Annotated in this window: 14 protein-coding genes; 3 read left to right on the forward strand and 11 right to left on the reverse strand. The window is 64.8% G+C overall.

Features of this window, described 5'->3' with window-relative positions:
• Positions 1–5: 5 nt before the first annotated feature.
• The 7 genes from J2R76_RS08390 to J2R76_RS08420 all read right to left on the reverse strand — a co-directional run bounded on the left by J2R76_RS08390 (position 6) and on the right by J2R76_RS08420 (position 7063).
• Complete coding sequence (locus tag J2R76_RS08390) at positions 6–395, reverse strand: iron-sulfur cluster assembly accessory protein (protein WP_050384272.1); 390 nt, start codon at positions 393–395, stop codon at positions 6–8.
• Between the two features lie 158 nt (positions 396–553).
• Entirely contained in the window at positions 554–925 is a 372-nt protein-coding gene (locus J2R76_RS08395; RefSeq protein WP_016845787.1) for an SUF system Fe-S cluster assembly protein, read from the reverse strand.
• The gene (locus J2R76_RS08400; protein WP_253623904.1) at positions 922–2169 is read right to left on the reverse strand and encodes a cysteine desulfurase; all 1248 of its coding nucleotides are present in this window, start codon (positions 2167–2169) and stop codon (positions 922–924) included. The genes J2R76_RS08395 and J2R76_RS08400 overlap by 4 nt, the downstream gene beginning before the upstream one ends.
• The gene (gene sufD, locus J2R76_RS08405) at positions 2166–3488 is read right to left on the reverse strand and encodes a Fe-S cluster assembly protein SufD (RefSeq protein WP_076828720.1); all 1323 of its coding nucleotides are present in this window, start codon (positions 3486–3488) and stop codon (positions 2166–2168) included. The genes J2R76_RS08400 and sufD overlap by 4 nt, the downstream gene beginning before the upstream one ends.
• A gap of 17 nt (positions 3489–3505) precedes the next feature.
• Positions 3506–4258 (reverse strand): Fe-S cluster assembly ATPase SufC, encoded by a 753-nt coding sequence (gene sufC, locus J2R76_RS08410; protein WP_076828722.1) that lies wholly within the window; start codon positions 4256–4258, stop codon positions 3506–3508.
• 57 nt (positions 4259–4315) lie between these two features.
• Positions 4316–5812 (reverse strand): Fe-S cluster assembly protein SufB, encoded by a 1497-nt coding sequence (gene sufB / locus J2R76_RS08415; RefSeq protein WP_038380064.1) that lies wholly within the window; start codon positions 5810–5812, stop codon positions 4316–4318.
• 84 nt (positions 5813–5896) lie between these two features.
• Positions 5897–7063, reverse strand: coding sequence for a cysteine desulfurase family protein (locus tag J2R76_RS08420; protein ID WP_253623905.1), 1167 nt, complete (start codon positions 7061–7063; stop codon positions 5897–5899).
• Positions 7064–7525: 462 nt separating this feature from the next.
• On the opposite strand from J2R76_RS08420, the gene J2R76_RS08425 reads away from it, so the two are divergent.
• On the forward strand, positions 7526–8173 hold the full coding sequence (locus tag J2R76_RS08425; RefSeq protein ID WP_016843213.1) for an alpha/beta hydrolase: 648 nt from the start codon (positions 7526–7528) through the stop codon (positions 8171–8173).
• A gap of 98 nt (positions 8174–8271) precedes the next feature.
• Here the strand turns inward: J2R76_RS08425 and J2R76_RS08430 are convergent, their stop codons facing one another.
• The 3 genes from J2R76_RS08430 to J2R76_RS08440 form a co-directional block, all read right to left on the reverse strand.
• Positions 8272–8601 (reverse strand): multidrug efflux SMR transporter, encoded by a 330-nt coding sequence (locus J2R76_RS08430; protein ID WP_028332217.1) that lies wholly within the window; start codon positions 8599–8601, stop codon positions 8272–8274.
• A gap of 3 nt (positions 8602–8604) precedes the next feature.
• Positions 8605–9282, reverse strand: coding sequence for a glutathione S-transferase family protein (locus J2R76_RS08435; protein WP_253623906.1), 678 nt, complete (start codon positions 9280–9282; stop codon positions 8605–8607).
• Between the two features lie 82 nt (positions 9283–9364).
• Positions 9365–10468: an anhydro-N-acetylmuramic acid kinase gene (locus tag J2R76_RS08440; protein ID WP_253623907.1), complete on the reverse strand. Its 1104-nt coding sequence runs from the start codon at positions 10466–10468 to the stop codon at positions 9365–9367.
• A gap of 152 nt (positions 10469–10620) precedes the next feature.
• On the opposite strand from J2R76_RS08440, the gene tyrS reads away from it, so the two are divergent.
• Complete coding sequence (gene tyrS, locus J2R76_RS08445) at positions 10621–11874, forward strand: tyrosine--tRNA ligase (RefSeq protein WP_253608780.1); 1254 nt, start codon at positions 10621–10623, stop codon at positions 11872–11874.
• 56 nt (positions 11875–11930) lie between these two features.
• A complete protein-coding gene (locus tag J2R76_RS08450) occupies positions 11931–13178 on the forward strand; it encodes an MFS transporter (RefSeq protein WP_253623908.1) in 1248 nt (415 codons plus the stop codon).
• A 675-nt stretch (positions 13179–13853) separates the two neighbouring features.
• Here J2R76_RS08450 and J2R76_RS08455 read toward each other — a convergent pair.
• Positions 13854–17555 (reverse strand): DUF3971 domain-containing protein, encoded by a 3702-nt coding sequence (locus tag J2R76_RS08455; protein ID WP_253623909.1) that lies wholly within the window; start codon positions 17553–17555, stop codon positions 13854–13856.
• Between the last annotated feature and the right edge of the window lie 131 nt (positions 17556–17686).

Below are 17686 nucleotides of genomic sequence, written 5' to 3' on the forward strand. Positions count from 1 at the left end.
CGTCTCTAGACCGTGGCCGGCTTGAGCTGCACCGATTCGCCGCAGCCGCAGGCGGAGACCTGGTTCGGGTTGTTGAACACGAACTGGGCCTGCATTTTGTCGGCCACATAGTCCATCTCGGTTCCAAGCAGGAACAGCACGGCCTTCGGATCGACCAGGATCTTCACGCCCTTGTCCTCGACCACTTCATCGGTCGGACGGATCTCGTGAGCGTATTCGACGGTATAGGACTGTCCGGCGCAGCCGCCATTCTTGATGCCGACGCGCAGCCCGACGATCTCGGAATCCGCGCGCTTGGTCAGCTCGGTGATCCGCTCCGCGGCGGCATCGGTCAGTTTCATGACCTGCGGGCGCGGCCGCTTCGGCTTGGCCGGGGTTGGTGAAGCTTGCGTCATGTCACTCATGTGGTCAGTCCCAGCGGCAAATCAATTGCCGATCTTCTTGAGCCTAAGTCCAATCCGTAAAGGTTCTTGATCAGAACCTTTACCTCTTGTTCTGACGCGTTTTCTTCACGCGAACCGGCATCCACTTCGCTCGAAAACGCTGCGACGCATCACCACATATTGAGGACGAGGCGCGCCTCGTCCGACATCCGGTCCGGCGTCCAGGCCGGATCCCACACCAGGTTGACGTTTACGACGCCGACGCCGGGAACGCTGGCGACCGCGTTCTCCACCATCTGCGGCAACTCGCCGGCGGCCGGGCAGTTCGGCGTGGTCAGCGTCATCATGATGTCGACCGAGCGATCATCCTTGAGATCGACCTTGTAGATCAGGCCGAGTTCGTAGATGTCGGCCGGGATTTCCGGGTCGAACACCGTCTTCAGCGCCGCGACGATCTCGCCGCTCATGCGCTCGGTCTCCTCCGCCGGCAGTGCCGAGGTGGTTTCCATGGTGGCCGTCTTGACTTCGGCTGTATCGGTCATGCGAACAATTCCCGCGCCTTGATCAGCGCCTGCGCCAGATGGTCGACTTCTTCCCTGGTATTATACATCCCGAAGGATGCACGGCAGGTGGCCGTCACGTTGAACCGCTCTAAAAGCGGCATCACGCAATGCGTGCCGGCGCGCACCGCAATGCCCTGACGATCGATCACGGTCGCGACATCGTGGGGATGCGCGCCCTTCATTTCGAACGAGATCACGGGGCCCTTGTTGCGCGCGGTTCCGATCACCCGCAGCGAGTTGATCTCGCGCAGGCGCTCCTGCGCATAGGTGAGAAGCTCATGCTCATGCGCGGCGATACGCTCCTTGCCGATCGAATTGACGTAGTCGATCGCAGCCCCCAGCCCGATCGCCTCGACGATCGGCGGCGTCCCGGCCTCGAACTTGTGCGGCGGATCGCCATAGGTGACCCAGTCCTTGGCCACCTCACGGATCATCTCGCCGCCGCCGTTGAACGGCCGCATCGCCACCAGATGCTCGTGCTTGGCATAGAGCGCGCCGATGCCGGTCGGTCCGTACACCTTGTGACCGGTAAAGGCGTAGAAATCGCAATCGAGGTCCTGGACGTCGATCGGCAGGTGCACCGCGCCCTGTGCGCCGTCGACCAGCACCGGGATGCCGCGAGCGTGCGCCAGCCGGATCACCTCCTTGACCGGAACCAGCGTGCCGAGCGCGTTCGACATCTGGGTGATCGCGACGATCTTGGTACGCGGGGTCAGAAGCTTCTCGAACTCCTCGATCAGGAAGTTGCCCTCGTCGTCGACCGGTGCCCACTTGATCACGGCACCATGGCGCTCCCTGAGGAAATGCCAGGGCACGATGTTGGAGTGGTGCTCCATGATCGAGAGGACGATCTCGTCACCCTCCTTGATGTTCACCCCGCCCCAGGACGACGCCACCAGGTTGATCGCCTCGGTGACGTTGCGGGTGAAGACGATCTCTTCATTGCGGCGGGCGTTGATGAACTGCGCGACCTTGCCGCGGGCGCCCTCATAGGCCTCGGTCGCGGCGTTGGCGAGGTAATGCAGGCCGCGATGCACGTTGGCGTATTCGCTCTTGTAGGCCTCGGTCATGCGGTCGAGCACCGCATTCGGCTTCTGCGCCGAGGCCGCGTTGTCGAGATAGACCAGCGGCTTGCCGTAGACCTGCATGGCGAGCGCCGGGAAATCCTGCCGCACCAGTGCGACGTCGTAACTGCCGTTGGCGACCGCCTTGTGCATGCTCACGCCCTCGCCTGAAGCCAGCGCTGCGCGGTGGCAATTGCGACCTCGCGCAATGCGTCGCTGGCGATGGTCTCGATCGCCTCGCCGACGAAGGCCTGGATCAGGAGCGCCTGCGCTTCCTTCTCGGGCAGTCCGCGGGCGCGCATGTAGAACAGCAGGCTTTCGTCGAGCGCGCCGGTGGTCGCACCGTGACCGCAGGTGACGTCGTCCGCGAAGATCTCGAGTTCGGGCTTGTTGTCGGCCTCCGCGTCGTCGGACAGAAGCAACGCACGGGTCATCATCTTGGCGTCGGTCTTCTGCGCGTCGGGGCGGACGATGATGCGGCCCTGGAACACCGAATGGGCGCGGTCGTCGACAACGGCACGGAAGATCTCGCGGCTCGCGCAGTGCGGCACCGCGTGATCCATGAATAGCGTGGTGTCGGCGTGCTGCTTGCCGTTGATCAGATTGACGCCGTTGGTCTCGACCGTCGAGCCCTCGCCGGCGCAGGTCACCGCCAGCTGATAGCGGCTGACATGACCGCCCGAGGTCAGGCCGAAGGTGTTGAAATGGGCATGCGCGCCGAGCGACACCGTCGCCGAGGAAATGTTGAAGGCATCGACGCTGTCTTCGACCAGGCGCACGTGATCGAGCCGTGAATTGTCACCGATCGCAACAACCAGTCCGTCATGGGTCTGGTAGGCCTTGGCGCCGTCGGCGGCGAGACAGCTCTCCACCAGCGTCACGCCGGTATCGCGGCCGAGCCGGAGCAGCGACCGCGTGAACGTCGAGGCCGGCGCAGTGCCGGATGCGACATGCACGATGTGCAGCGGCTGGGTCAGCACCGTGCCGTTGGCGACGTCGATGACGACCCCGTCGGTCGCCATCGCGCCATTCAGCGCGATCATGGGGTTGGCGACATCAGACGCGAGAGCCTGTGTCGCGACGATCTCGTCGCCGGCTTCCAGCGCGAGGCGCAGCGGATTGATCGAGAGCCCTTTCTCCAGATCTCGCCAATCGGAGAGATCAGGCGCGAACGCGCCGTCGACCAGCACCAGACGCCGGACGCCTTCGATCGCGCGGGCCTGTACGACGGCCCTGGCGCGGCTCAGCGCGGCATCATCCGGTGCCGCCGCGAGCGGCAGCACCTCGCGCATCAGCGCGCGCAGGTCGGTGTATTTCCAGTCCTCGATCCGGCGATGCGGCAGGCCTGATCGTTCATAAGCCTCGAAGGCCTGGCGCCGCTGATCGGCGATCTTGCCCTCGCCCGGCAGACGGTTGCGCACCACGGCGAATGCATCGCCCAGCGCGCGCCCGGTCTCGGTCTTTGCAACAACGTTCATCACAAAACCCGCGTTTGTCAGGCAGCGTCTTCGAACTGCGCGTAACCGGACTCTTCCAGCTCCAGCGCCAGTTCCTTGCCGCCGCTCTTCACCACCCGGCCCTTCGACATCACGTGCACGAAGTCCGGCACGATGTAGTTGAGCAGCCGCTGATAGTGGGTGATCACGACCATCGCGCGCTCCGGCGAGCGCAGTGCGTTGACGCCGTCGGCCGCGATCCGCAGCGCGTCGATGTCGAGGCCGGAATCCATTTCGTCGAGGATGCAGACGGCCGGCTCGAACAGCGCCATCTGCAGAATCTCGTTGCGCTTCTTTTCGCCGCCGGAGAAGCCGACATTGACGCCGCGCTTCAACATGTCCTGCGGAATGTTCAGCGACTTGGCGACCTCGCGGACCTTCTTGAGGAAGGCCGGCGACGAGATCTCCTCCTCGCCGCGCGCCTTGCGCTGGGCGTTGAGCGCCGCGTGCAGGAAATTCCAGGTGGTGACGCCGGGGATCTCGACCGGATACTGGAACGCCAGGAACACGCCCTTGGCGGCGCGCTCGTTGGGCTCCATCTCCAGCAGGTCCTCGCCCCTGAACAGGATCTGCCCGCCGGTGACTTCATAGCCCGGCTTGCCGGCGATGACGTGGGAGAGCGTCGACTTGCCGGAGCCGTTCGGCCCCATGATCGCGTGCACCTCGCCCGGGTTCACCGTGAGCGACAGCCCGTGGAGGATCTCACGCTCCTCGACACGAACCTGCAGATCTTTCACTTCAAGCAGAGACATCTGATTTTTCCTGAGCATCACCCCGAGGCGCGTCGGCCGCGCCGTTGGCGGGATGGATTAGCCAACCGAACCTTCAAGGCTGATCGAGATCAGCTTCTGCGCTTCCACCGCGAACTCCATCGGCAGTTGCTGCAGCACGTCCTTCACGAAGCCGTTGACGACGAGGCCGACGGCTTCCTCCTGCGAGAGCCCGCGCTGGATGCAGTAGAACAGCACGTCCTCGGAAATCTTCGACGTCGTCGCTTCATGCTCGAACGTCGCCGAGGAATTCTTGGCCTCGACATAGGGCACGGTGTGCGCGCCGCATTTGTCGCCGATCAGAAGCGAGTCGCAGGCGGTGTAGTTGCGCGCGCCGGTGGCCTTGCGGTGCGCGCTGACCAGGCCGCGATAGGTGTTCTGCGACTTGCCGGCGGCGATGCCCTTGGAGATGATCCGGCTCGACGTGTTCTTGCCGAGATGGATCATCTTGGTGCCGCTGTCGACCTGCTGGAAGCCGTTCGAGATCGCGATCGAGTAGAACTCGCCGCTCGAATTGTCGCCGCGCAGGATGCAGCTCGGATATTTCCAGGTGATCGCCGAACCGGTCTCGACCTGGGTCCAGGAGATCTTCGAATTGCGACCACGGCAGTCGCCACGCTTGGTGACGAAATTGTAGATGCCGCCCTTGCCTTCCGAATTGCCCGGGTACCAGTTCTGCACCGTCGAATATTTGATCTCGGCATCGTCGAGCGTGACGAGCTCGACCACGGCGGCGTGCAGCTGGTTCTCGTCGCGCTGCGGCGCGGTGCAGCCCTCGAGATAGGAGACGTAGGAGCCCTTGTCGGCGATGATCAGCGTGCGCTCGAACTGGCCGGTGTTGCGCTCGTTGATGCGGAAATAGGTCGACAGCTCCATCGGGCAGCGCACGCCCGGCGGCACGTAGACGAATGAGCCGTCGGAGAACACAGCCGAATTCAATGTCGCGAAGTAGTTGTCCGAGGTCGGCACCACGGTGCCGAGATATTTCTGCACCAGCTCGGGATGCTCGCGGATCGCCTCCGAGATCGGCATGAAGATCACGCCGGCTGCCTTCAGCTCCTTCTGGAAGGTGGTCGCAACAGAAACCGAATCGAACACGGCGTCGACCGCGATCTTGCGGTTCGGCGTCTGCTCGCCACCGGGCGGCGGCTCGACGCCCTCGAGGATCGCGACCTCGCGCAAGGGGATACCGAGCTTCTCGTAGGTCTTGAGGATTTCCGGATCGATCTCGTCGATCGAGGACAGCGTCTTCTTCGGCTTCGGCGCCGCGTAGTAGTAGATGTCCTGGTAGTCGATCTTCGGATAGTCGACGCGCGCCCAGGTCGGCTCGGTCATGGTCAGCCAGCGGCGATACGCCTCCAGGCGCCATTCCAGCATCCAGGCCGGTTCGTTCTTCTTTGCGGAGATGAAGCGGACGGTGTCTTCCGACAGCCCCTTCGGGGCCTTGTCGGACTCGATCAGCGTCTCAAACCCATATCGATACTGGTCGACGTCGATGCGCCGGACGCGCTCGACCGTCTCTTGTACAGCAGGCATTCAATCCTCCGCTCGCGGTTTCAAGGACCGCGGTGGATCTCAAGTTCCGAAAATCTCTTACGATGCTTTGATGACGAAATCCGCTTAGAACAGTTCAAGCTGTGTTTCGTCGTCCCCCTTAACTAAGGTATCGGCGAGCTTTCGCCAAGCCTTGAGGGTCAAATCCACGTCTGTCTCCGTGGTAGACCAGCCAAGACTAAGCCGCACCGCTCCCTGGGACACCTCCGAACGGTATCCCATTGCCTCCAGCACGTGGGACGGCTGGACCTTGCCCGAGGAGCAGGCGGAACCGGACGAGACCGCGATTCCCCCAAGGTCGAACCCGATGACCGCCGTCTCGGCCTTCATTCCGGGCGCCGTGAACAGAACGGTATTAGGCAACCGCTTGACGTCATCGGAGAACACCAGCACGTCCGGCGTCTGCCGCAGCCCGTGCTCGAGCCGGTCGCGCAGTCCCCTGACGCGGGCTGCATCGGCCTTCAGCGCCGCCATCGCGGCCTTGGCGGCCGCACCGAACCCGGCGATGCCGGCGATATTCTCGGTCCCTGCCCGCCGCCCGAGCTCCTGCCCGCCGCCGCGCAGAAACGCCTCAAGGCCCTCGACGCCCTCGGCGAGCACCAGCGCGCCTGCGCCCTTCGGTCCGCCGATCTTGTGCGCCGACAGCGTCACCAGGTCGGCCTGCGTCGAGGCCAGATCGAACGGGATCTTGCCGAACGCCTGGATCGCATCGACATGCAGCAGCCCGCCAGCCGCATGGACGATTTCGGCGACATCAGCCACCGGCTGAATGGCACCGGTCTCGTTGTTCGCCAGCATCACCGAGACCAGAGCCGGCGGACCATCGGCCAGCAGTGCGCGCAGATGGTTGAGATCGATCACACCGGCGCGTGTGACGTGGATTGCGGCGGTCGCCTCCGTCGCAAACCGACCGCCCGCGAGCACGGACGCGTGCTCGATCGCCGACACCAGGAGCCGCTGCACCGGCGCGCCCGCAGCGCGGCGCAATCCCGGCGTCAGTGCGAGCGCATTGGCTTCGGTCCCACCGGAGAGAAACACCACGTCCCGCGGCCGGCCGCCGACCGCCTTCGCCACGGCATTGCGGGCATCCTCAAGCAGCCGTCGCGCCCGCCGTCCCTCGCTGTGCACCGAGGACGGGTTGCCGATCAATTCCCACGCCGCAGCCATCGCCGCCTTCGCCTCCTGGCGAAGCGGCGTGGTGGCATTCCAGTCGAGATAGACGCGATCGTCCATGGAGCTATCCGCGGCAACCACCATGGTTGCGGCCTTCACTGCGAGATAACGACAGTTAACGACCGAGACCAGATCAGACTTCACCGGCACGGGAGATTTTTCCCGCGCGGCGGGAGCCTCGCGCTGCAGCCAGACACGGCGTTCGCGGTCCCCCAAGCGCGATCGCATTTTGACAGACTGAAACTTCAGGTAGCCTCCGAAGCAATCCGGCCGTGTCGATCCGGATCGCCGTCGCCGCGTCGGCAACGTGCGCGTCGCGACGCGGATTCGCGACCGCCAAGCGGCACAATTTCCTTGATTTTTGCCCCTTGCGTCATGCTAGAAGGCCTCCAGCGTGCCGCGCGGCGGTGCCTGCGCCGATTTCATCACGAGCTGCTCTGTTTGCGAACCGTCGCTGAAGATGGCTCCAACCGGTTGATTGATCGACGTCAATCAAGGGAACGCGGCAATCAAGGGAACACAATGCCTGAAGTCATTTTCACCGGCCCTGCTGGCCGCCTCGAGGGCCGCTACCACCCGGCCAAGCAGAAGAACGCGCCGATTGCGATGATCCTGCATCCGCATCCGCAGTTCCACGGCACGATGAACCACCAGATCGTCTATCAGTGCTACTACGCGTTCGCGCATCGCGGCTTCTCGGTGCTGCGCTTCAACTTCCGTGGCGTCGGCCGCAGCCAGGGCTCGTTCGATCACGGCACCGGCGAATTGTCCGACGCCGCGAGCGCGCTCGACTGGGCGCAGGCGATCAATCCGGAGGCCCGTGCCTGCTGGGTTGCGGGCTTCTCGTTCGGCGCTTGGATCGGCATGCAGCTTCTGATGCGCCGGCCGGAGGTCGAGGGATTCATCTCGATCGCGCCGCCCGCCAATCTCTACGACTTCTCGTTCCTCGCGCCCTGCCCGTCGTCGGGCCTGATCGTGCACGGCGACAAGGATGCCGTGGTGCCGCCCAAGGACGTCAACACGCTCGTCGAGAAGCTGAAGACGCAGAAGGGCATCGTGATCGACCAGCAGGTCATCCCCGGCGCCAACCACTTCTTCGACGGCAAGCTCGAGCCGCTGATGGAGACGGTGACCGGCTATCTCGACATGCGTCTCGCCAACGTGCGCTGACGACGCCGACCTTGTAGCCCGCATGAGCGAAGCGACGTGCGGGTCGCGGCCGACAAGACCCCGGATATCGCTGCGCTCATCCGGGCTACGGCACTGACCTATTCCGGCGCCAGCTTCAGCGCCGCAATCCCGACCAGCACCAGCGCAATCCCCGCGACCTTCATCGGGTTCAAGGCCTCGTTGAACAGCAGCACGCCCATGGCCAGCGTGCCGGCCGCGCCGATGCCGGTCCACACCGTGTAGGCGACGCCGACACCGAGCACCTGCAGCGCGCGTCCGAGCAGGAACACGAACGCGGCGAGCAGCAGCAGCGAGACCAGCGTCCAGCCGAGCCGCGTATAGCCTTCGGCATATTTCATCGAAATCGCCCAGCCGACGTCCAGCAGGCCGGCGACGACGAGCGCGATCCACGCAACCGAATGCGACATGGCTTACGCGGCGAGCTTCAGCATATGCGCGCGGTGGCCGACCAGGAACGCATGCAGCAGCGCCGGATAGTCAGGCGACACCGCACTGCGTACGCTCGGCCGCTGTGCCAGCGCGCTGCGCCAGGCGCGAAGTTTTGGCCTGTGCGTGAAAACAGCGAGATCGGTCAGCTGGTCGAACAGATCGAAATAGCGGAAGATCGGCGCGAACACCGCATCCACCAGACTGAAATTCTGGCCAGCGAAGAACGGACCAGCGCCGAGTGCGGCCTCGACGCGCGCGAATTTTGCCACGACCGCCTGCCGCTTGCTCTCGAAGGCCGCGGCATCGGTGGCAGTCTCGATCCCCCAGAGATCGCCGAGAATGGCCGAGCCGAACTCCATCCAGGCGCGATGCTCGGCGCGGACAAGAGGATCCTGTGGGTGCAGCTTCGCCCCTGCCTGCGTCTCCTCGATGTACTCGCAGATCACGTTGCTCTCGAACAGCGCGACCTCCTTGCCGTCGTCGCGCGTCACCACCAGCACCGGCACCTTGCCGAGCGGCGAGATCTTCAGGAACCAGTCCGGCTTGCTGGCGAGATCGATGTCGATCCGCTCGAACGGCACGCCCTTCTCACGCAGCGCGATCACCGCGCGTTGCACATAGGGGCAGAGCTTGTGGCTGATCAGTTTCAGGGCGGCCATGACGAACCTCGCGTTCAATGCAACTGCATCGAATTAAATGCAGCGGCATGGAACTGTCAAGGTAGATGCATTTGCATCTAAATCACGGTCGCGCGATAATGCCCCCGGTCATCGGGATCGGCACCCCCGTTGTGGCAGGGTAGCTCAGAGGCAGGCCCTTCATGCCGCGCGCGGCAAGGAAGCCGAACGCCTGCGCCTCGATCGCATCCGCCGCCCAGCCGAGCGCCTCGGCCGGCTCGACGGTCGCCGGCGCGAGGCGCTCGCGCAGCATCCGCAGCATCGTGAGGTTGGAGGCGCCGCCGCCACAGATGATCCAGCTTTTCGGCTGTTTCGGCAGCAGCGGCACGACGCGGGCGATGGCCGCGGTCGTGAAGGCGGTCAACGTCGCGGCGCCATCGGCCGGCGCCACGGCGCCGAGCTTGAGACTGGCGAAGTCGTTGCGGTCGAGCGATTTCGGCGGCGGCAGCGCAAAGAACGGCAGCTTCAGCGCCTGTGCGATCCAGGCGTCGTCGGGCTTGCCCATTGCGGCGAACTTGCCGGCGGTGTCGAACGGCTGATGCATCTGACGGAACATGAAGTCGTCGAGCAGCGCATTGCCCGGCCCGGTGTCGCAGGCGATCAGCGTGTCCGTGCCGTCGATATACGTGATGTTGGAGACGCCGCCGATATTGACCACGACGATCGGCCCCTCGCGGTTCAGCGATTGCGCCAGCGCGCGGTGGTAGACCGGCACGAACGGCGCGCCCTGCCCGCCGGCCTCGACGTCGGCGGCACGGAAATCGTGCATCACCGGAATGTGGATCACCTTGGCGAGCGCTAGGGCATCGCCGATCTGCACCGTCAACCTCCGCTCGGGGCGATGCAGCACGGTCTGGCCATGGAACCCGACGATGTCGATATCCTGGGCCGAGATCCGGTGCTGTGCCGTGAAGCTGGCGACCGCCTCGGCATGGGCCGTGGTGACGGCCTGCTCGGCCTGCCGCAAAATCCCCGGCCGGGCGTCGCGCCGCGACAGATGGACCGCCTCCGTCAGCGCCTGGCGCAGCAGGCTGCGCTCGCCTTCGGTATAAGGCCGATAGCCCGAGGGGCCGAAGGCCTTGATCTGGCGGCCGTCGGTCTCGATCAATGCCACGTCGACCCCGTCGAGCGAGGTGCCGCTCATCAGACCGAGTGCCGTTAACATCATGCTGGAAGCGCCCCAGCCGGGAACCCCCGGCTTGTCTCAAACAAGTACATCCTATAATGCCACTGCGCGTCCGCCTGCGGCAGCCTCAAGCATCAAGGTTCCGCAAATAGATGCAAAAACCGTAAAACAAGAATGATCTGGCTCGCCGACAAATGACTGCATTTAAATCGGATTTCCTGAACACTTTACAGGAACGCGGCTTCGTCCACCAGTGCTCCGATTTCGAGGGCCTCGACGCGCTCGCCGCGAAGGGCCAGGCGACCGCCTATGTCGGCTATGACTGCACCGCGCCGTCGCTGCACATCGGCAACTTCCTCACCATGATGATGCTGTACTGGCTGCAGCAGAGCGGCAACAAGCCGATCACGCTGATGGGCGGCGGCACCACGATGGTCGGCGATCCCTCCGGCAAGGACGAGACGCGCGCGATGCGCACGGTTGCGGAGATCGAAGCCAACAAGGCCTCGATCCGCGGCGTGTTCGCCAAGGTGCTGCGTTACGGCAATGGGCCTTCCGACGCCATCATGCTCGACAATGCCGAGTGGCTGACCAAATTGAACTGGATCGAGATGCTGCGCGACATCGGCCGGCACTTCTCGGTCAACCGCATGCTGACCATGGACTCGGTGCGGCTCCGGCTCGAGCGCGAGCAGGAGATGAGCTTCATCGAATTCAACTACATGGTCTGCCAGGCCTACGACTTCGTCGAGCTGTCGCGCCGCGCGGGCTGCCGGCTGCAGATGGGCGGCTCCGACCAGTGGGGCAATATCGTCAACGGCGTCGATCTCGGCCGCCGCATGGGCACGCCGCAGCTGTTCGCGCTGACCACGCCGCTGCTCACCACCGCCTCCGGCGACAAGATGGGCAAGACCGCCAAGGGCGCGGTGTGGCTCAACGCCGACCAGTTCTCGCCCTACGATTTCTGGCAGTACTGGCGCAATGTCGAGGACGCCGACGTCGTCAAGTTCCTCAAGCTGTTCACCATCCTGCCGATGAGCGAGATCAGCAAGCTTGCGGCGCTGGCCGGCGGCGAGATCAACGAGGCCAAGAAGGTGCTGGCGACCGAAGCGACCGCCCTGCTTCATGGCCGCGATGCAGCGAACGAAGCCGCCGAGACCGCGCGCCGCACCTTCGAGGAAGGTGCGCTGGCCGAAACCTTGCCGACGGTGGAAATTCCGCGCGGCGAATTTGAAGCCGGCGTCGGCGTGCTGGTCGCCTTCGTCAAGGCCGAGCTCGTCGCTTCCAACGGCGAAGCGCGCCGGCAGATCAAGGGCGGCGGCCTGCGCGTCAACGATGCAGCCGTGACCGATGAGAAGATGCTGCTGACTTCGGCCAATCTCACGCCGGAAGGCGTGGTGAAACTGTCGCTCGGCAAGAAGCGGCACGTCCTGCTGAAGCCTGCATAGGCGCATTCGCATTTGTCGGTTGTCGGGAGCGCGGAAAGCGCGCTCCCATCTTTCCGATGGACCAGACCACGCCTCCGAACGACACGCTTGCAACGCCGGCGAAGCAGTCCCGCGTCGCGCTGAACGTGCTCGCGCTCTGCTTCGTGCTGTCGGTGCTTGGGCGCGGCCTTAGCGACAGCTTCACCGTTTTCCTGAAACCGATCTCGGAAAATTTCGGCTGGGACCGCGCCTCTGTGGTGTCGGTCTACTCGCTGACCTGGCTCGCCAGCGGCCTGACCGCGCCACTGGTCGGACGCCTGTTCGACCGCTCGGGTCCGCGCCTGGTCTATGCGCTCGGCCTCTCGCTGCTCGGTTGCGCCTTCCTCGTCGCCTCGCGCGCGCAAGCGCTCTGGCAATTCCAGCTCAGCGTCGGCCTCTGCGTCGGTTTCGGCACCGCGCTGATCGGCAATGTGTCGAATTCGATCCTGCTCGGCCGCTGGTTCGGACCACGCCTGCCGACCGCGATGGCCGTGATGTATTCGGCGACCGGCGCGGGCCTGTTGCTGCTGTTGCCGCTGTCGCAGGTTCTGATCGACCGGATCGGCTGGCGCGAGGCCTATCAGGCGTTCGGCGTCGCCGCGCTCTGCCTGCTTGTTCCTCTGGTCTTTCTGCCGTGGCGGCTGCTCGCCGGCGGATCGCCGCATATCGTCAGAAAGGCAGAGGCTAGTCTGGCCGACGAAGGCTGGACGCTGCTCAGCGCGATGCGCCACCACGCCTTCTGGGCGCTGTTCTCCACCTTCTTCTTCACCGCGATCGCAATGTATGCGCTGACCGCGCAGATCGTCGCCTATCTGATCGATGTCGGCTTCCCGCCGCTACAGGCGGCAACCGCCTGGGGCTTCTCCGGCGTAGCCCTGTTCGTCGGCATGCTCGGCGTGTCCACCCTCGACGGCATCATCGGCCGCCGGCCCTCGGTGCTGTTCAGCTACGGCGTCTCGATCCTCGGCATCATTCTGCTCTGGCTGCTGCAGTGGTATCCGAACTACTGGCTGCTGACCGGCTTCATCATCTGCTTCGGCAGCATGATCGGCTCGCGCGGCCCGTTGATCACCGCGACCGCGCTGAAGATTTTTCGCGGCGAGCGCGTCGGTACGATCTACGGCACGATCATGATCGGCAGCGGTCTTGGATCAGGGCTAGGCTCATGGGGCGGCGGCCTGATCCACGACTGGACCCACAGCTACAATCCGCTGATCGTCTTCGCGCTGGTCAATGTGGTGCTCGGCCTGATCCCGTTCCTGGTGGTGCCGGCGCTGCGACGGTGAGTTCGGACGCGTCCGCTTGCCCCTGCGGAGGCGATGTGGAATCCGACACGAACGCATGCCGGCCTTGGGCCAACGCCTTTGGGCCGACAGGCGGCATTCGCGAAATGAAACAGGCCGCCAACAGCAGCGGCCCTAGTCGATGGCTCCAATTCCTTGATTGCGAGAACCGACTCGAGCAGGCTTGTAAGCCCGGAAGTCGATCCTCTGGTCCGGTACTGCTAGCCGCAGCGACGAACTCTCCGGACCGATCCGTCGTCACGCTCGATTGTGACGGTGCGGCATCCGCGATATCCGCGATCATACCCGTAGGCGCGATAAGCGGGTCGATCGTAGTCTCGGTAGTAACGGGGCTCCGGGCCCACTCTCACGCCGCCGAGCGGAGTATCAACGGCAACCTGAGCTGACGCGGGTGCAATGGAGATCGGCGTGGCCATAGCGAAACCGGCGACCGCCAGTACACCAGCCAATAACAGGGCTCTCATGAGAGTTCCTCCTGAGTTGTTGAATTGCTCTCCAACATCCCAGACAGGGCAAGGTTCCTGCGCGAACGTCATCCGGACGGCGGGCCGCTCGGACTTGGTCGCAGCCTCGGATGAATGCGGACAGGAACCCGCCGCCGCGCGTCAGCGCGCGATCTCAACCGACCTTGAAAGCAGGCGTCGACGAGCGAGCGTTCTAGTTGTTCGTCGTCGGCAGATCGTTCGGGCCGTACTGCTTGAACTCGAAGATCTTGCGCGTCAGGCCGGGCGCCAGCGCGGAGATCGGGTTGACGCGCAGCACCGGCGCGCTCGGCGTTCCCACCACTTCATACGTCACGCCGATCAGGCCTTCATTGCTGCCGGCGCCGAGGAAAATCCCGAAGAACGGGATCTGGCCGAACATGTTGTTCAACCCGTACATCGGAATGAAGGTGCCGTTCATCCGCACCTGGTTTCCGATATAGTCGATGCTGCCTTCGATGGTCGCGCCGATGGTCGGTCCCTTGACCACACCATTGCGGATCGAAAGCTGGCCGCTCTGGCGCGTGAATTCGGCGCGTAGCGCGTCGAACCCGATGCCGTTCTGGGTGCTGACCGGCCCGCCGGCAACGGCGCGATCGAGTTGGGTTTCGCCCTTCACCGAGAATCCGGTGATATTGATGAGCCCCTCCCTGGGGCTCGGCTCGGGAATCGGCGGCTCCATCGCGAGCGTAAGCTGGCCGCCGACCACCTTCGAATAGGTATCGATGAAGCGCAGGAACGCACCGGCGTCGCTGGTCTGCAGATAGATCACCTCGCGGCCCTGCTGGCGTCCGCGCATATCGACCGTGACGGGGGTGTCGCGGCCGACCTTGCCGCTCAGCGTGAACGCCTTGAAGAACCCGTTGCGGCGCGAGACCTTGGCGTCGACGCTGCGCAGCGCTTCGCCGTTGAATCCTGCGACCGCGCCGAGTTTCAGATCGACATCGAAATCGGTGGTCCTGGTCTTGCTCTTGGGATCGCTGTCGCGGCCGGAGATCGCCGACTTCAGGAAGCCGCGACCGTCGAACACGTCGCCGCGCATCGTCACCTTGATCACGCCGTCGGGACCGCGATCGGCCCGCAGCGAGGTCTTGTCGCCTTCCGACGGCGCGTAGGTCGGGAAGTACGCATTCATGAGATCGCCGTTCTGGTCGACCTCGAGCGCCCCCTTGATCGACACGCCTGCGCCGTCGATCGAGATATCCTCGAACCGGGTCGATTGCCCCTTCGGCACCACGTTGAAGGTCGCTTTGCCGGCACGGCCCTGCGCCTTGACCCAGCCCGGCAGGATGTTGTCGAGCTTGAGCTGGGTCAGGTCGGCCTCGACGCCCATCTTGGTGGTGGGATTGTCGCCGCTGCCAATCTTGCCGCTCAGCTTGATCGGGATCGCGCCCGAGACCGCGGGACCGAGATCAAGCCCGAGGCGCGCGCGGCTCGCATCATCCAGCGTCGCCTGCAGCTTGACGTCAGCGTCGCCTTCGGCCGGCTTGCGGTAGTCGAGCGAGGCCGCCTGCCCGTTGATCTTGACATCGCCCTTGACCTGGAAACCGGCATTGCTGGCGATCACCTTCAGCGCGTTGGCTTCGAGCTTCTGGTTCATCACCAGCTTGTCGACGGCAACGCCGGCGATGTCGGCGGTGACCGAGTAGAGCGTATCGGCCTTGGTCAGCTCGCCCTTCACGGGCATGCCGAGGTTGATCGTCGCGGTGACGTTGCCCTTGCTGGCGTTGGGATCGATCGGCGGACCGGAGAGATCGCTGAGCCGGTCGGAGGCGAGAATTTCGGCGGCAGCCGGCACCGGACAGTCGACCCGGAACTTGACCTTCGACGGCGACGGCTTCGGCGCCATGTCCGGCACCTCGAAGGTGAAGTCCGACAGCGTGATCTTGCGGCCCGCCGGCGTGTCGGCAATGCCCTGGTTGATGGTCACGGTCGCGCTGCGTCCGGTCACCCTGGCCTTCAGATCCGCGTCATGCACCGCGGGCATCTGGTCCACCGGACGCACTGTGACACCGGAGGCGACAATGTTGACCGAGAGGCCGTCATCCGGAATCGGCGGTCCCTTGCGCGACAGGTTGTGCACCGGCGAATTGACGCCGACATCGATACGCTGGAGCGTGCCGCGGTCGATCCGCTCGAGCACCCATTCGCGAACCTCGGGCACGATGATGACCGGCCACATCCGTTTCAGGGCCGAGGCCGACATCGGCGTGCCGGCGAATCCGAGCTGCAGCCGCGGCTCGCCGGAATAGTCGATGCTGCCGGTTCCGGCGACGCCGATCTCGCCATTGGAGATGTCGGCCTGGGTCAGCAGCACGCGCTTCTTGTCGGTGTCGAACCGGAAGCCGATGTTGATGCGATTGAAGATCAACGGCGGTTCGTTCTTGTCGGCGCCGGCCAGCACGATGGTGCCGCCCGACAGGCCGGCCTGCCAGTCGGTGACGTTGTCGTTCGGCGGCTCGAGATGGCCGAGCAGCGTGATGCGGTTGGCGCCCGAGACGACCTTGATCGGCGCCAGCAGTACGCGCCGGCCCGAATCCCATTCCACGCTCATCTCGGCCGCATCGATCGGCATCGGATAGTCGGGCGTGTCGGTGTCGATGATGTTGCCGGCGCCGACATTGATCTTGCCGCGGAAGTATGTCGGCAGGCCGTCGCGGCCGAGTTCGCCCTTCATCTCGCCCGACAGCGGCAGGTCGGCGGTGTAGGTCAGATCCTTGGTCCGGAGCGCGAGCAGGATGTTCCGGGTGGAAACCTTGTCGGCTTTGATGTCGACCGAGCGCACGCCGTTCTGCTGCGGTCCGACCAGCACGCGCACCGACCAGGGCTTTGCGCCCTCCTCGCCGAAGCTGAGCGCGACGCCGCCGCCGCTCGGGCGCCGCAGGCTGAGGCTGATGTTCTCGAAGCTCCATTTGTTGCCGCGCTGCTGATCGTCGACGACGAGATTGCCGTTCTTCAGGCCGATCTCGTTGAGGTTCTGCCCGTCGAGGCCGGTCATGCTGAGGCTGTCGAGCCAATCGAGACCGGCGAGCAGCCCGCTCTGAGCCGAATCGGACGCGCCCGCGGAGGGCTCGGCGGCAGCTGGCGGCGAGGCAACCGGCGGCGGGGCTGCGGGTGTCGGACGCGGGAATGTCGGCGGCATCCCCGCCTCCCGCTTGGAGGCAACGCCGGTGGCCAGCGGTTTTGCGGTGTCACCGGCGGACACGGTGACATTGCCGTCCGGCGTGATGCGCACCGACAGCTCCGCGTCGACCAGATTGAGGCTCTCCGCCCGCAACTGGCCCATCAAGAGCGCGGTTCCCGACAGGCGCACTTCGGCCTTGGGCGCGCTCGCAACCACCGCATGGTCGCGGTCGCGGACGATGATGTCGCGGATGCGCACCGCGATCCTGACGCGGCCGGCGCGCTCGATCTGCGTTCCGCCGACCTCGACCGTGTTGCCGTGGCCGATGTTCTCCTCGATCGCCGCGGCGAGCCACGGCGTCGCCATGTCGAGATTGATCGGGCCGGCGCCGAGCCGCCACCACAGCCCGCCGAAGCAGGTCGCGAACATCGCGATCAGCACCACGAGGACCAGTCCGATGCGACGGATCCAGCGCTCGCCGTTCAACCAGCGCCGCATGCCGGAGCAGAAATCGGTGAAGCGATGCAGGTTGGTGTGGGAACGCGCCAGCAATTGCCGCGCACGGTTGCCCGCCGCCTCATCCTGCTCGTCCCACGCAGCGTCGTCCTCCCATTGCGAGAGGTCAGCCCCGGCGCGCGGATTTGGACCCTGCGGCGACGTGTTCCTTGCCATTGCCTCTCGGTGCTGATGGCGAAGCTGATCGCCGCCATCGGGGCGCCCGTCGATCCGTATCGAGCGCTCCTGTGCCGGCATCGCCGCCTATCCTCGCCTAATCATGTTACTCGCCGATGGCCCCCAGAGCGGACCAAACCAACCAATCAAAAGCCAATTCAGCAAGCGGACGGGTCACGCGTCGAATTCCTTGTCACCATACTCCGTGGCCA

This window comes from Bradyrhizobium sp. USDA 4532 (assembly GCF_024171315.1).
Taxonomy (GTDB): domain Bacteria; phylum Pseudomonadota; class Alphaproteobacteria; order Rhizobiales; family Xanthobacteraceae; genus Bradyrhizobium; species Bradyrhizobium australafricanum.